This is a genomic window from Stenotrophomonas sp. YJH_SMC_27 (assembly GCF_059369815.1).
In genome coordinates this window covers 141,561-155,398 of the sequence record NZ_JCAFTA010000001.1, presented here as the reverse complement: position 1 = coordinate 155,398, position 13,838 = coordinate 141,561, and the positions used below count along the sequence as shown (strand labels likewise).

Below are 13,838 nucleotides of genomic sequence, written 5' to 3'. Positions count from 1 at the left end.
AAATTACCCGCAGGAGAGCCTCATGAACGTCCGCAACCTGGTCCCGCTGGGCCTGACCATCGCCATCGCTGCTTCGCTGGCGGCCTGTGGCAAGAATGACGCCGCACCGGCGGCCAGCGCCGACGCCAAGCCAGCCTTCGACCTGTCGCAGATCAAGACGCCGCTGATTTCGCTCAACAGCGCTGATCTCGATCCGTCCATCTCCGCCTGTACCGACCTCAATGGCTTCGTCAACAGCAAGTGGCTGAAGGCCAACCCGGTGCCGGGCGACCAGACCACCTGGGGCAGCTTCGAGATCCTGCGCGAGCGCTCGCTGGAAGTGCAGCACGCGCTGGTGCAGCAGGCCGCCGCCAGCCAGGCCAAGGCCGACTCGGTGGAAGCCAAGATCGGTGACATCTGGAAGACCGGCAACGACGAAGCGAAGATCGAAGCTGCCGGCCTGGCGCCGCTGCAGCCGCAGCTGGACAAGATCACCGCGCTTAACGACACCGCCGCCATCACCCGGTACCTGCGCGACAGCCAGGCCGAAGGCAAGGGCGTGCTGTTCTCGCTGTTCGCCAATGCCGACTACAAGGATTCGGCCAACGTCATCGCCTACGTCGGCCAGGGTGGCCTGGGCCTGCCGGAGAAGGGCTACTACTTCGACGATGCGCAGGCCAAGATCCGCGACGCCTACGTGGCCTATATCGCACAGGTGCTGACCCTGTCCGGCGTGGACGCGGCGCAGGCCGCCGAGCAGGCCAAGGCCGTGATGGCCTTCGAAACCCGCCTGGCCAAGGCCTCGATGTCGCGCATCGAAATGCGTGATCCGGCCAAGCGCTACAACCCGCTCAGCGCGGCTGAGGCCGACAGGCTGACCCCGAACTTCAGCTGGACCGCGCTGTTCGACACGCTGAAGGTGCCGGCCGCGCAGAAGTTCTCACTGGCCCAGCCGGGCTTCTTCGGTGAAATGGACAAGATGCTGGCCGACGTGCCGGCCAGCACCTGGCAGGCCTACCTGCGCTTCCACACCATCGACGATGCCGCGCCGTACCTGAGCAGCCAGTTCGAGAAGGCCAACTTCGAGTTCTACGGCACCACCCTGCGTGGCCAGAAGGAAATGCAGCCGCGCTGGAAGCGCGTGCTGGAGTCGGTCAACGGTGGCATGGGCGAAGCCCTGGGCCAGCTGTACGTCGACGCCGTGTTCCCGGCCGAGTCGAAGGTGGCCATGCAGCACCTGGTGGAGAACCTGTCGCAGGCATTGAAGGCGCGGCTGGAGCAGCTGCCGTGGATGGGCGAGGAAACGAAGAAGAAGGCACTGGAAAAGTGGGCCAGCTTCACCCCGAAGATCGGCTACCCGGACAAGTGGCGTGACTGGTCGGGCCTGCAGACCAACGGCGACAGCTACCTGGGCAACATGCAGGCGGCGCGTGCGTTCAACTACCGCTACATGCTGGACAAGATCGGCAAGCCGGTGGACAAGACCGAATGGGGCATGACCCCGCAGACCGTCAACGCGTACTACAACGCCACCAAGAACGAGATCGTGTTCCCGGCCGCGATCCTGCAGGCGCCGTTCTTCGACGCCAAGGCCGATCCGGCGCTGAACTACGGCGGCATCGGTGCAGTCATCGGCCATGAGATGATGCACGGCTACGACGACTCGGGCAGCCAGTTCGCCGCCAACGGCAACTTCGACAACTGGTGGACGGACGCCGACCGCAAGGCCTTCACCGAGCGTACCGATCAGCTGGTCGCCCAGTTCGACGGCTACGAGTCGGTGCCGGGCGTGTTCGTGAAGGGCAAGCTGACCCTGGGCGAGAACATCGGCGACCTGGGCGGCCTGACCGTGGCCTATGACGCGCTGCAGATGGCGCTGAAGGAAGACCCGAAGGCGAATGTCGAGGTTGACGGCCACAGCCAGGACCAGCGCTTCTTCATGAACTGGGCCACGGTGTGGCGCCGCAACTTCACCGATGGCGAGCTGCGCGTGCGCCTGAACACCGATCCGCACGCGCCGGCCAATTTCCGTGCCAACGGTGCGCCGTCGAACATGCCCTCGTTCGCTGCTGCATTCCAGTGCAAGGCGGGTGATGCGATGGTGCGCGCCGACGACAAGCGCGTGGTGATCTGGTAATCGATCACCCGTGATGCGTGGAGCGAAAGGCCCGGCGAACGCCGGGCCTTTTGTCTTCCAGGCCGGCAGCGCAGCGCCGGCTGGTAGAGTCGACTGTTAGTCGACTATCGCGCGCAGCGCGGGATTTTCGCGATCTGGACGAAGAGCAGTCGACTAACAGTCGACTCTACCGGCGGGTCGTTTCACCGTCGGGAAGATCTCAGGCCAGCGCAGGTTCCCGCGCCAGCATGCGATGGAAGCGCTGCAGCACGTAGGGGTCCACCAGCCCGCCGGACTGCGCTTCGATGATCCGCAAGGCGGTTTCGTGCTCCATTGCGTCGCGATACGGGCGTACGCTGGTCATCGCATCGTAGGCATCGACGATGGTGACGATGCGCGCGCCCAGGGGAATGGTTTCACCGCGTAGCCCGTCGGGATAGCCGCTCCCATCGAACGCCTCGTGATGGGCACGGATCAGCTGCGCGACCGGCGCGGCGTCACTGCGACCGGTCGCCAGGAAGATGTGTTCGCCGCGCACCGGATGCTCACGCATGATCGCGCGTTCCTCGTCGGTATGGCGGCGCGGGGCCAGCAGCACCTCGTCGGGAATGCCGATTTTGCCGATGTCATGGAAGCGCGCGGCCAGGCCGACCTGTGCACAGGCCTCCTGACCCAGGTCGCAGTGCGCGGCCAGGCACTGCGCGAGCAGGCCGACGCGGTCGCAGTGGTGGCGGGTGTAGGCGTCGCGCATCTGCAGCGACATCGAGAGCGCATCGATCAGGCAGGACTGCGCGTGCAGCAGGTCGGGGGCGGGTACGGCGTCAGGGAGCATGGTCATCCGCCCGCACCGGGTGGGGACCGGTGCGGGGTGTTCGGGGGGGCGATCAACCCGGGGCGAGGGTGGTCAGAAGGGCGCGGGCCGCATTGAAGCGGTCTTCCGGCAACGGCAGCGGGTGCTTGATGCGCAGCTTGTCGGGCCCTTCCATGGCGTAGAGGTTCGGTTGTTTCTGGATCAGCTGGATCACCGCCATCGGGTCGATGTTCGGCTTGGACTCGAACACGATGCGGCCACCGTTCTCGCCCAGGTCCAGCTTGCGGATGCCCAGCGTGTTGGCCTTGAGCTTCAGCTCGGCGATGGCGAACAGGTGCTTGGCCGCATCCGGCAGCAGGCCGAAGCGGTCGATCATCTCCACCTGCAGCTCGCGCAGCGCATCGGTGTCGCGCGCGCTGGAAATACGCTTGTACAGGGTCAGGCGCGTGTGCACGTCCGGCAGGTAGTCTTCCGGGATCAGCGCCGGCACATGCAGCTCGACCTCGGCACCGCGCACTTCCTCACCGGCATCCAGGTCGGGCAATTTGCCCTGCTTGATGCTGCGTACCGCGCGTTCCAGCAGCTCGGTATACAGGCTGAAGCCGACCTCGGCCATCTGCCCGCTCTGGTCCTCGCCAAGCAGTTCACCGGCGCCGCGGATCTCCAGATCGTGGGTGGCCAGGGTGAAGCCGGCGCCCAGCTCGTCCATCGAGGCGATCGCTTCCAGGCGCTTCTCGGCGTCGGGTGTGATCGCGCGACGGTCGGGGGTGATCAGGTAGGCGTAGGCACGGTGGTGCGAACGACCGACGCGGCCGCGCAGCTGGTGCAGCTGGGCCAGGCCGAAACGGTCGGCACGGTTGATGATGATGGTGTTGGCGTTGGGGATGTCGATGCCCGATTCGATGATCGTGGTCGACAGCAGCACGTTGAAACGCTGCTTCTGGAAATCCAGCATCACCTTTTCCAGTTCGCGCTCGGGCATCTGCCCGTGGGCGATGCCGATGCGTGCCTCCGGCACCAGCTCGGACAGCTCGCGCTGCATGCGGCCGATGCTCTCCACGTCGTTGTGCAGGAAGTACAGCTGGCCACCGCGCGCGAGCTCGCGCTGGAAGGCTTCGCGCAGCAGCGCGTTGTCCCACTGGGTGATGAAGGTCTGCACCGCCAGCCGGTTCGGCGGCGGCGTGGCGATGATCGACAGGTCGCGCAGGCCGGCCATGGCCATGTTGAGCGTGCGCGGGATCGGCGTGGCGGTCAGCGTCAGCAGGTGCACGTTGGCGCGCAGCGCCTTCAGCGCCTCCTTCTGGCGCACGCCGAATCGCTGCTCCTCGTCGACGATGACCATGCCCAGGTCCTTGAACTTCACGTCCGGCTGCAGCAGGCGATGGGTGCCGACGATGACGTCGATGGTGCCGGCAGCGACCTTTTCCAGTTCGGCCTTGATTTCCTTGCTGGTCTTGAAGCGCGACAGCACCTCGACCTTCAGCGGGTAATCGGCGAAGCGGTCGCGGAAGTTGCGGTAGTGCTGTTCGGCCAGCAGCGTGGTCGGCACCAGCACGGCCACCTGCTTGCCGGCACTGGCGGCGGCGAACGCGGCGCGCACCGCCACCTCGGTCTTGCCGAAGCCGACGTCGCCGCAGACCACGCGGTCCATCGGCTGGCTGCTGGCCAGGTCGCGCAGGGTCGCATCGATCGCGGCCAGCTGGTCCGGGGTCTCCTCGAACGGGAAACCGGCCGCGAACGGCTCGTACATCGCGCGGTCGACCTGCAGTGCCAAGCCGGCACGCGCCTGGCGGCGGGCCTGGATCTCCAGCAGCTCGGCAGCAACGTCGCGTACTTTCTCGGCGGCCTTGCGCTTGGCCTTGCTCCACTGCTCGCCACCGAGCGAATGCAGCGGCGCGGTTTCCGCCGACGCACCGGAATAGCGGCTGATCAGGTGCAGCTGGGCGACCGGCACATACAGGCGGTCGCCCTTGGCATATTCGATTTCGAGGAACTCGCCGGGCATGCCGCCGACGTCCATCGCGATCAGGCCACGATAGCGGCCGACGCCATGATCCTCGTGCACGATCGGCGCGCCCTCGGTCAGTTCACCGAGGTCGCGGATGATCGCTTCCGGCTCGCGGCCGGCGCGGCGCGTGCGCCGGGTGCTGCCGGCGCGCTCGGGGAACAGCTGGCGCTCGGTCAGCACCGCGATGCGCGGATCGTCCAGCGCGAAGCCATCCTCCAGCGGTGCCACCGCGATCGCGAAGCGCGCGTCGTCGGCGAGGAAGCTGGGCAGGTCGGCCACCACCGGCGGCTTCAGCTCGGCGGCCTGCAGCACCTCCAGCAGCGCCTCGCGGCGGCCGGGTGAATCGGCGGCGATAAGTACCCGGCCCGGATAATGGCCGAGGAAGGATTTCAGCGCATCGCCGGCGGGGGCTTCGCGCGCGGCCACCGGCAGCGGTGGCAGCGGCTGGTCGCCCAGCGCGTGCGCGTCGGCGATGCGCGCATGGTCAGCCGCCCACACCTCGATGCGCGGGGCATCGTTCAGGCGCTCGCGCAGCAGCTCCGGCGACAGGTACAACGCCGAAGGCGGCAGCAGCGGGCGCTCCACATCATGGCGGCGCTGCTCATAGCGGTCCGCGGTCTGCGCCCAGAACGCGACGGACGCCTCATACGCACCGGCGCAGACCACCGGCAGGCTGCCGTCGGGCAGGTAGTCGAACAGGGTCGCGGTGCGTTCGAAAAACAGCGGCAGGTAGTACTCGACGCCGGCCGGGGCCAGCCCGGACTTCAGATCCTGGTAGAGCGAACTGCGCCGGGTATCCACATCGAAACGCTCGCGCAGCGTGGCCAGCACGCGTGCGATGCTGGCCTCGTCCATCGGCACTTCGCGGCCGGGCAGCATGTGCACCGCCTCGACCTTGTCCAGCGAACGCTGGCTTTCCGGGTCGAAGGCACGGATCGAGTCGATGTCCTCGTCCAGTAGTTCTACCCGCAGCGGCTCGTCGGCGCCCATCGGGAACACGTCCAGCAGGCCGCCGCGCACGGCGAAGTCGCCCGGGTCCATCACCTGCGGCACGTTGCGGTAGCCGGCGCTTTCCAGGCGGCGCTTCTCGGCCTCCAGGTCCAGGCGCTGGCCGACCTTCAGGTCGAAGCTGCCACCGATCACATAGCTGCGCGGGGCCAGCTGCTGCAGCAGGGTCTGCACCGGCACGATCACCAGGCCACGCTTCAGCGTGGGCAGGCGGTGCAGGGCAGCCAAGCGCTGCGAGATGATGTCCGGATGCGGGCTGAAGCGGTCGTAGGGCAGGGTTTCCCAGTCAGGGAAGGCGACCACCGGCAGGGCCGGGTCGCCGCCAAGCAGGGTCTGCAGGTCGGCTTCAAGCTGGTTGGCACCGTGGTTGTCACGGGCGATCACCAGCAGCGGGGCGTCGTGCGCGCGCGCGGCCTGGGCCAGGTACCAGGCCAGGGCGGTCGGCGAGGCGGGGGCGCGCCACCAGGCGCGGAGCTGGCCGGCACGCGGCAGCGGCGGGGCGGGGTATGAGGTACGCGACATGGACTCCGGATTTTAGCAGAAGCCCCTGCCGGGCCCATGATCGTGACGTGAGCGGGTGTAGCGCCGGGCCAAGCCCGGCGAGCGCGGCGGTTGAATCAACGTCGCCGGGCAGGGCCCGACGCATCCGTCAGTTGTCCAGCTCCAGCACCATCCGCACCAGGCCTTCGGCCCCGTTCGGATGCGGCACCGGCTTGAAGCCCAGCGAGGCGGCCAGCTGCTTCATTGGCTCGTTCTCGGCGGCAACGTCGCCGTACAGGCGGTCCAGGTACTTGCCGCGGCCCCACTTCACCAGCTTGCGCATCAGCTGCCGGCCCAGGCCCTGGCCGATCAGGAAGCGGCTGATCAGGATCGCGTACTCGGCTTCACGGGTGCCGGGGATGATCGAGGCCCGGGCAACCGCGCCGACCACCGCTTCGCCAGCGGGCAGGGACTCGGCTGCGACCAGGGTGATCTCGGTCTTGGGGTTCGGGTGGGTCAGGCGCTGGGTAGTCTCCGGCGACAGTTCGGTCACCGCCTGCAGGAAACGATCACGGATTTCTTCCGGCCCGAACAGGCTGAATGCCGCTTGCAGCGGTGCGCCATCTTCCGGGCGGATGGGGCGGATCAGCAGCTCGTGGCCGCTGGGAGCCTTGAAGATCTCATGCCAGGGCGGCATGCGGTTGCGAGTGGCCATACCGGGTGATTCCTTGGTGGTCCATCGATTGTGGCATCACCGGGGCTGCATTCCGTGAACGGAAGGCTCACGGCGGTACAGCCTCGTGAAGGCCGTTATTCGGGGGCTTTGAGCCAATCCAGGCGGGTGCTGGCACCGGGTTCGCCCAGGTGCTGGCGCAGCGCCGGCAGGGCCGGGCCGACCACCCGGTCGAACTGCCAGGGCGGGTTGAGCAGCAGCATGCCGCTGCCGTTGAGCCGCAGCGGCGAGTCGTCAGGGCGCACCAGGAACTCGATCGTCATCGCCGACTTGACCGGCAGGGCAGTGGCCTTGCGCAGGAAGTGCAGGATGGTGCGCCGCTGCTTGATCGGGAACCAGACCGCACAGGTGGCCTGCGGCCAGCGTGCCAGGGTCTCGGCCAGGGCGGCCAGGACGTTCTGGTATTCCGCGTCCTGGGCCTCGTACGGCGGGTCGATCAGGACCAGGCCACGGCCGATCTTGCTGCCGTTGAACTTCGGCGGCAGCAGCGAGCGCAGCAGGGCATAGCCATCGCCGGCGCGCACGTCGACGCGGCTGTCATGGGCGAACAGGGCCTTCAGCGTGGCCGTTTCGGCCTCCTGAAGTTCACAGACCGCCATGCGGTCCTGCGCGCGCATGGCCTGTGCGCTCAACAGCGGCGAGCCCGGGTAGTTGGTCAGCGCGCCCACCGGATTGTCGGCCTGCACCGCCTTCAGGTAGCGCTCGACCACCTCGGGCAGCTTGGGCTGGGCCATCAGCCGCATGATTCCGGACTCGGCCTCCAGCGTCTTGCGGCTCTCTTCGCTGGCCAGCAGGTAGCGGCCGGCACCGCCGTGGGTATCGAGCACGAAGAACGGGCTGTCCTTGCGCTTGAAGCTGTCGATCAGGGCCAGCTGCACGATGTGCTTGAGCACATCGGCGTGGTTGCCGGCATGGAAGGCGTGGCGGTAGTTCATGGGCGGCAGTGTACGGGGCGGCGGCCGCAGCGGCTATGCTGCGCGCCATGACAGCTCCCGTTGCCCATGTCCTGGTGGTCGAGGACGAAGCCGCCATCGCCGAAACCGTGCTCTATGCGCTGCGCAGCGAAGGCTATGCCGCCAGCCACTGCCTGCTCGGCGGCGAGGCCCTGCAACGGCTGCAGGCCGGCGATATCGACGTGGTGGTGCTGGACGTGGGCCTGCCCGACCTGGGCGGTTTCGAGGTGTGCCGGCGGCTGCGCGCGCAGCCCGGGCCGGCGGCCCAGCTGCCGGTGATCTTCCTGACCGCCCGCAACGATGAAGTGGACCGCGTGCTGGGCCTGGAACTGGGCGCCGACGATTACATGACCAAGCCGTTCTCGCCGCGAGAACTGGTGGCGCGGGTGCGTGCGCGCCTGCGCCGCGCGGCACCGGTCAACGCAGGACCCAGCGCCGATGCGGGCTGGCAGGAACATGGCGCCTTTGCCATCGACCGCGAAGGTCGGCGTATCCGCTTCCGCGGCCAGGCACTGGACCTGACCCGCTACGAGTACGCGCTGCTGGAAGCGCTGCTGCAGCGCCCGGGCGCCATCCTCAGCCGTGCCCAGCTGATGGACCGTGGCTGGGACAGCAGTGCCGACAGCGCCGACCGCACCGTTGATACGCATGTAAAGACGCTGCGCGCCAAGCTGCGCGCGGCCGGTGCCAGCGAAGACCCCATCCGCACCCACCGTGGCCTTGGCTACGCGCTGGAGGTCTAGCCGATGCGCCTGGTATTGAAGCTGTTCCTCGGCTTCTTCCTGATAACCGGCATCGCCGCGTTCTTCGTGATGCGCGTGTTCGTCAACGAAGTGAAGCCCGGCGTGCGCCAGGCGATGGAATCGACCCTGGTCGATGCGGCCAACGTGCTGGCCGAGATGGCCGCCGCCGACGTCAAGGCCGGCACCATCGGCAGCGGCAGCTTCACCCGCAACCTCGCCAAGGCGCGGCAGCGTGACCTGAAAGCGATGGTCTGGCGCTTTCCCAAGCGCTCACTGGACTACCGGGTGACCATCACCGATGCCAAGGGCATCGTCATCTACGACTCGCTGGGCCGCGACCTGGGGCGCGACAACTCGCGCTGGAATGATGTCTATCGCACCCTGCGTGGCGAGTACGGTGCCCGCTCCAGCCCGGAAACGCCGGGCGAGGAAGGCAATACGGTGATGCATGTGGCGGCGCCGGTATACGACCCGGACGATGGGCGCACGCTGATCGGCGTGCTCAGCCTGGCCCAGCCCAACCGCAGCATCGATCCGTTCATCGCTGCAAGCCAACGCGCCATCATCGAGCGCGGCGCCTGGCTGATCGGATTGTCGGCGCTGGTCGGCGTGCTGGTGACGATGTGGCTCACCACGGGCCTTGGCCAGCTCAGCCGCTACGCGCGTGCGGTCAGCGCCGGCGAACCGGTGCCACCCCCGCGGCGGCGCCGCGACGAGATCGGCGACCTGGGCCAGGCACTGGAAACGATGCGCCGCAAGCTGGAGGGCAAGGCCTACGTCGAGCAGTACGTGCAGTCGCTGACGCATGAAATGAAGAGTCCGCTGGCGGCGATCCGCGGTGCCGCCGAGCTGCTGCAGGAGCCGCTGCCGGAGGCCGACCGCGTGCATTTTGCACGCAGCATCGTCGATCAGCAGGAGCGGCTGACCGAGACGATCGACAAGCTGCTGGCGCTGGCCGAAGTGGAACAGCACGGCTGGCTGCAGACCCGCGATCCGATCGCGCTGCCAACCTTGCTGGCCGATGCGGCGGCGGCCGCGCAGGTGCGTGCGCAGGCGGCCGGCGTGCAGGTGCGCATCGGCAGCGTACCCGACATGCGCGTGCAGGGTGATGCCTATCTGCTGCGGCAGGCGTTGCACAACCTGATCGACAACGCGATCGCCTTCTCACCGCCCGGCGCGGACATCGCGCTGCTGGCCGAGGTGGACGGGCAGGGCGTACGCCTGCAGGTAGCGGATCGCGGTGCCGGCATTCCCGACTATGCGCGCGAACGCGTGTTCGAGCGCTTCTATTCGCTGGCGCGACCGGGCAGCGGCCGGCGCAGTTCCGGCCTGGGCCTGCCGTTCGTGCAGGAGGTCGCGCGCCTGCATGATGGGCGCGCCAGTGTCGATGCCCGCGACGGCGGCGGTATCGTGGCCAGCCTGTGGTTGCCGCTGGGTACACCAGGCCAGCGCCCCCGCCGCTGACTTCACATTCGCTTCAAATTCGCCACAAACCCCGCTCACCGTGGCGGTCCATCCTGCAGTCCTCTCCAACGAGGATGGACCATGAAATCCCTGAAGATGCTGCTGCGCTTCGCCATTGTCGGCGGCCTGATCCTGCTGCTGCTGGTTCCGCTGACGATGATCCGCAGTGTCATCAACGAACGCAGTGCGTACCGCGACGAGGCTTTCTCGCGGGTGGCCGACAGCCGCGCCGGCGCACAGCAGCTGGTGGGCCCGGTGCGGGTGGTGCCATGGGTGGAACGCAAGCAGGTTGAACTGGTCGACCCCCTGGGCGTCAAGAAGACCGAAGTGCAGGTCACCGAGGGGCACTGGCTGCAGATGCCGGCATCGCTGGAGGTGGGCGGCGAAATGCTGCCGAGCCAGCGCGAGGTGGGGCTGTTCAAGGTGCCGGTGTACAGCTGGAACGGCCAGATGAAGGCGACCTTCGCCGCAGACGACTACCCGGTGAAGGCCGGTCGCAGCTACGGCAAGCCGTATGTGGCGGTGGGCATTTCCGATGTGCGCGGCCTGGTCGGTACGCCGAACCTGCGCGTGGATGGCAAGCAGTTGCGGTTGCTGCCGGGCGTTGGCGCGGCCAGCGAAGTCGGACGCGGTCTGCATGCACCGGTGACCGGGTTTGCCGAAGACCACGGCGGCACGCTGGCCGCCAGCACCGTTGAACTGGAGCTGCGCCTGGATGGCAGTCGCATGCTGTCGGTGGTGCCGGTGGGCGATGACACCCACATCGCGCTGCGTTCGAGCTGGCCGCATCCGTCGTTCAGCGGAGCTTTCCTGCCCAACGAGCGCCGCGTTGATGCGCAGGGATTCGATGCGCGCTGGGCGGTGTCCTCGCTGGCCTCCGACGCACAGCGGCAGCTGCGCAATGACGGTTCGGTCGACTCGCAGGCGGTGACGGTGTCGCTGGTCGATCCGGTCGATAGCTACACCCAGGCCGACCGTGCCTCGAAGTACGGCGTGCTGTTCGTGCTGCTGACCTTCCTCGGCTTCATCCTGTTCGAGCTGATCAAGTCGCTGCGCATCCACCCGCTGCAGTACCTGATGGTGGGCCTGGCGCTGGCGATCTTCTTCCTGCTGCTGATCAGCCTGTCCGAGCACATCGCGTTCTGGAAGGCCTACCTGGTTTCGGCGGTGGCCTGCATCGGCCTGCAGGCGGTGTACCTGGCCAATGTGCTGGGCCACTGGAAGCGCGGCTTCGGCTTCGCGGCGCTGCTGACCGTGCTGTACGGCGCGCTGTATGGCCTGCTGGTGTCGGAGAACAATGCGCTGCTGATGGGTTCGCTGCTGCTGTTCGTGATCCTGGCGCTGGCGATGTGGGTGACCCGCCGGGTGGACTGGTACGCGCTCGGCGCGGACCTGAAGTAAGGAGCAGGCCATGAGTTGGCGCCAGGGATTGCGGCAACGGGCACGGCAGGGCATTCCGGCCCTGCTGGAAGTGGATGCGCTGCTGCAGGCACATGGCGTGCTGGCGGCCCTGCCGGGGGCACGGATCGCCCCCGGCCTGGTCCGCTTCCAGCTGGCGGCGGTGACCTGCGAGGGATTGCGGGGGCAGGGATTGCGCTGGTTGCAGGGTGCGCGGCAGGGACGTGGCGCAGTGGCCGGACGGGTCCCGCGCTACCGGCCCTGGAAGGCCGGGGCGGAAGCGCTGGCCGAAATCGGCATCGACGGCCTGCCCGATGACTGGCCGGCACACGCGGCGGTGTACGGCTGCAGCAGTATCGACCGGCGGCACTGGTTGTTGTTGCTGCCGGAGCGGGCGCAGTTGTGGTTGGGGTGGAGGGGGTGATCGGGTTGTTCATCCACGCATGGCGTGGATCTACTGCTGTCCATGACCGATGGGACGGTATCGGCGCGCCCCTGCTGGCTAGACTCGATGGGTTGATGATCGAGCCGAAGGGCAGGGGTGCGATGTGTTGAAGTGGGGCGTGCTGGCCGTAGCGCTGGCGATGGGTGGCAATGCAGCGGCACAGCAGCGCGAGACGGTGGACCTGGACATGGTCAGCCGCATCCGTCAGGAGGCGTTCCACCGTTCGCAGGTGATGGACACCTTCAGCTATCTCACCGAACGCATCGGCGCGCGCCTGACCAATTCGCCGGCGATGGGCCGCGCCAACGCGTGGACCCGCGGCAAGTTCAGCGAATGGAAGCTGGACAACGTCCACGACGAGGCCTTCGATGATTTCGGCCGTGGCTGGGAATTCACCTCGGCGAGCGTGGAAATGCTGGGTGACCGCGTGCAGCCGCTGCATGCGCTGCCCAAGGCCTGGACCCCCGGTACGAAGGGCCCGGTCGAAGGCGAGCTGGTGCAGGTCGACATCAAGAAGCCCGAAGACATCGAGAAGTACCGCGGCAAGCTGCGTGGCAAGATCCTCCTGCTGGGCGAGGCACGCGAATACAAGCGGGGCACCGAGCCCGATTCGCACCGCCACGACGCCACCTCGCTGGAGGGCCTGCAGGAGTTCACCCTGCCCAAGGACAAGGACGCCACCGCCGAGCGCGCCAAGCGGGTCAAGGAATACCAGGAACGCCAGCAGCTGGCGGCCAAGGTCAATGCCTTCTTCGTGGAAGAGGGCGCGCTGGCCTCGATCGGCATCAGCAGCTGGGACAACGGCATCATCCGCGTTGCCGGTGGTGGTTCGCGCAAGGCCGGTGAGTCGGTGGGCATTCCCGAGCTGGCGATGATCAGCGAGCACTTCAATCCGCTGGTACGCGCGCTGGAGGCCAAGCAGACCGTGCGCCTGCGCGTGGATGTGGCCGCACGCTTCACCGACGAGGCCGACCAGCCCGGCTACAACACGCTGGCCGAGATCCGTGGCAGCAGCAAGCCCGATGAAGTGGTGATGATCGGCGCGCACCTGGATTCCTGGCACAGCGGCACCGGTGCGGCCGACAACGCCGCCGGCGTGGCGGTGATGATGGAGGCGATGCGCATCCTCAAGGCCACCGGCGCCAAGCCCAGGCGCACCATCCGCGTGGCGCTGTGGAGCGGCGAGGAGCAGGGCCTGATCGGCTCGCAGGCCTATGTGGCCAAGCACTTCGGCAAGTTCCCGGAGCCGACCGACCCGGCGCAGAAGGCGCTGCCGGCGTCGCTGCGCGAGCCGACCGGCGCACTGCAGAAGACCCGCGACTACGGCAAGTTCCAGGTCTACTTCAACATGGACAACGGCTCGGGCCGCTTCCGTGGCATCTACGCTCAGGAAAACCTGGCGGCCATGCCCATCTTCGAAGCCTGGCTGGCGCCGTTCCATGACGTGGGCGCCACCACCGTGGCCACCCGCAACACTGGCAGCACCGACCACATCAGCTTCGACCGCATCGGCCTGCCGGGCTTCCAGTTCATCCAGGACCGGCTGGACTACTTCACCAACGTGCACCACAGCCACCTGGACACCTGGGACCACGCCGAGCCGGAAGACCTGAAGCAGGCCGCCGCCATCGTCGCCTCGTTCGCCTACAACGCCGCGATGCGCGAGCAGCCGTTCCCGCGCAAGGTGGAACCGTAAAAGG

At 67.6% G+C, this 13,838-nt stretch carries 10 protein-coding genes; 6 read left to right on the top strand and 4 right to left on the bottom strand.

Going from position 1 to position 13,838, the window contains the following annotated elements; genetic code table 11:
• Positions 1-22 precede the first annotated feature (22 nt).
• Positions 23-2,116, top strand: coding sequence for a M13 family metallopeptidase (locus tag AC5P7R_RS00680; protein ID WP_227854125.1), 2,094 nt, complete (start codon positions 23-25; stop codon positions 2,114-2,116).
• Between the two features lie 199 nt (positions 2,117-2,315).
• Here the strand turns inward: AC5P7R_RS00680 and AC5P7R_RS00675 are convergent, their stop codons facing one another.
• The 4 genes from AC5P7R_RS00675 to AC5P7R_RS00660 all read right to left on the bottom strand — a co-directional run bounded on the left by AC5P7R_RS00675 (position 2,316) and on the right by AC5P7R_RS00660 (position 8,070).
• Positions 2,316-2,933 (bottom strand): HD-GYP domain-containing protein, encoded by a 618-nt coding sequence (locus tag AC5P7R_RS00675; protein ID WP_058983344.1) that lies wholly within the window; start codon positions 2,931-2,933, stop codon positions 2,316-2,318.
• Positions 2,934-2,979: 46 nt separating this feature from the next.
• On the bottom strand, positions 2,980-6,444 hold the full coding sequence (gene mfd / locus AC5P7R_RS00670; RefSeq protein WP_021202506.1) for a transcription-repair coupling factor: 3,465 nt from the start codon (positions 6,442-6,444) through the stop codon (positions 2,980-2,982).
• Positions 6,445-6,571: 127 nt separating this feature from the next.
• The gene (locus tag AC5P7R_RS00665; protein ID WP_019659177.1) at positions 6,572-7,117 is read right to left on the bottom strand and encodes a GNAT family N-acetyltransferase; all 546 of its coding nucleotides are present in this window, start codon (positions 7,115-7,117) and stop codon (positions 6,572-6,574) included.
• 95 nt (positions 7,118-7,212) lie between these two features.
• Complete coding sequence (locus AC5P7R_RS00660) at positions 7,213-8,070, bottom strand: 23S rRNA (adenine(2030)-N(6))-methyltransferase RlmJ (protein WP_021202507.1); 858 nt, start codon at positions 8,068-8,070, stop codon at positions 7,213-7,215.
• Between the two features lie 35 nt (positions 8,071-8,105).
• On the opposite strand from AC5P7R_RS00660, the gene creB reads away from it, so the two are divergent.
• The 5 genes from creB (at position 8,106) to AC5P7R_RS00635 (ending at position 13,834) form a co-directional block, all read left to right on the top strand.
• Positions 8,106-8,831: a two-component system response regulator CreB gene (gene creB, locus AC5P7R_RS00655; protein WP_019659175.1), complete on the top strand. Its 726-nt coding sequence runs from the start codon at positions 8,106-8,108 to the stop codon at positions 8,829-8,831.
• Positions 8,832-8,834: 3 nt separating this feature from the next.
• A complete protein-coding gene (gene creC / locus AC5P7R_RS00650) occupies positions 8,835-10,295 on the top strand; it encodes a two-component system sensor histidine kinase CreC (protein ID WP_021202508.1) in 1,461 nt (486 codons plus the stop codon).
• Positions 10,296-10,376: 81 nt separating this feature from the next.
• Positions 10,377-11,696 (top strand): cell envelope integrity protein CreD, encoded by a 1,320-nt coding sequence (gene creD / locus AC5P7R_RS00645; protein WP_021202509.1) that lies wholly within the window; start codon positions 10,377-10,379, stop codon positions 11,694-11,696.
• Positions 11,697-11,706: 10 nt separating this feature from the next.
• Positions 11,707-12,117, top strand: a complete 411-nt coding sequence (locus tag AC5P7R_RS00640; RefSeq protein WP_021202510.1) for a hypothetical protein — start codon at positions 11,707-11,709, stop codon at positions 12,115-12,117.
• Positions 12,118-12,241: 124 nt separating this feature from the next.
• Entirely contained in the window at positions 12,242-13,834 is a 1,593-nt protein-coding gene (locus AC5P7R_RS00635) for a M20/M25/M40 family metallo-hydrolase (RefSeq protein WP_021202511.1), read from the top strand.
• The last annotated feature ends 4 nt before the right edge of the window (positions 13,835-13,838 follow it).

What these genes read in the sequence shown, in the direction of transcription:
- AC5P7R_RS00680 (WP_227854125.1), top strand. Translation starts at nt 23, where the DNA reads ATGAACGTCCGCAACCTGGTCCCGCTGGGCCTGACCATCGCCATCGCT.
- AC5P7R_RS00675 (WP_058983344.1), bottom strand. Translation starts at nt 2,933, where the DNA reads ATGACCATGCTCCCTGACGCCGTACCCGCCCCCGACCTGCTGCACGCG.
- mfd (WP_021202506.1), bottom strand. Translation starts at nt 6,444, where the DNA reads ATGTCGCGTACCTCATACCCCGCCCCGCCGCTGCCGCGTGCCGGCCAG.
- AC5P7R_RS00665 (WP_019659177.1), bottom strand. Translation starts at nt 7,117, where the DNA reads ATGGCCACTCGCAACCGCATGCCGCCCTGGCATGAGATCTTCAAGGCT.
- AC5P7R_RS00660 (WP_021202507.1), bottom strand. Translation starts at nt 8,070, where the DNA reads ATGAACTACCGCCACGCCTTCCATGCCGGCAACCACGCCGATGTGCTC.
- creB (WP_019659175.1), top strand. Translation starts at nt 8,106, where the DNA reads ATGCTGCGCGCCATGACAGCTCCCGTTGCCCATGTCCTGGTGGTCGAG.
- creC (WP_021202508.1), top strand. Translation starts at nt 8,835, where the DNA reads ATGCGCCTGGTATTGAAGCTGTTCCTCGGCTTCTTCCTGATAACCGGC.
- creD (WP_021202509.1), top strand. Translation starts at nt 10,377, where the DNA reads ATGAAATCCCTGAAGATGCTGCTGCGCTTCGCCATTGTCGGCGGCCTG.
- AC5P7R_RS00640 (WP_021202510.1), top strand. Translation starts at nt 11,707, where the DNA reads ATGAGTTGGCGCCAGGGATTGCGGCAACGGGCACGGCAGGGCATTCCG.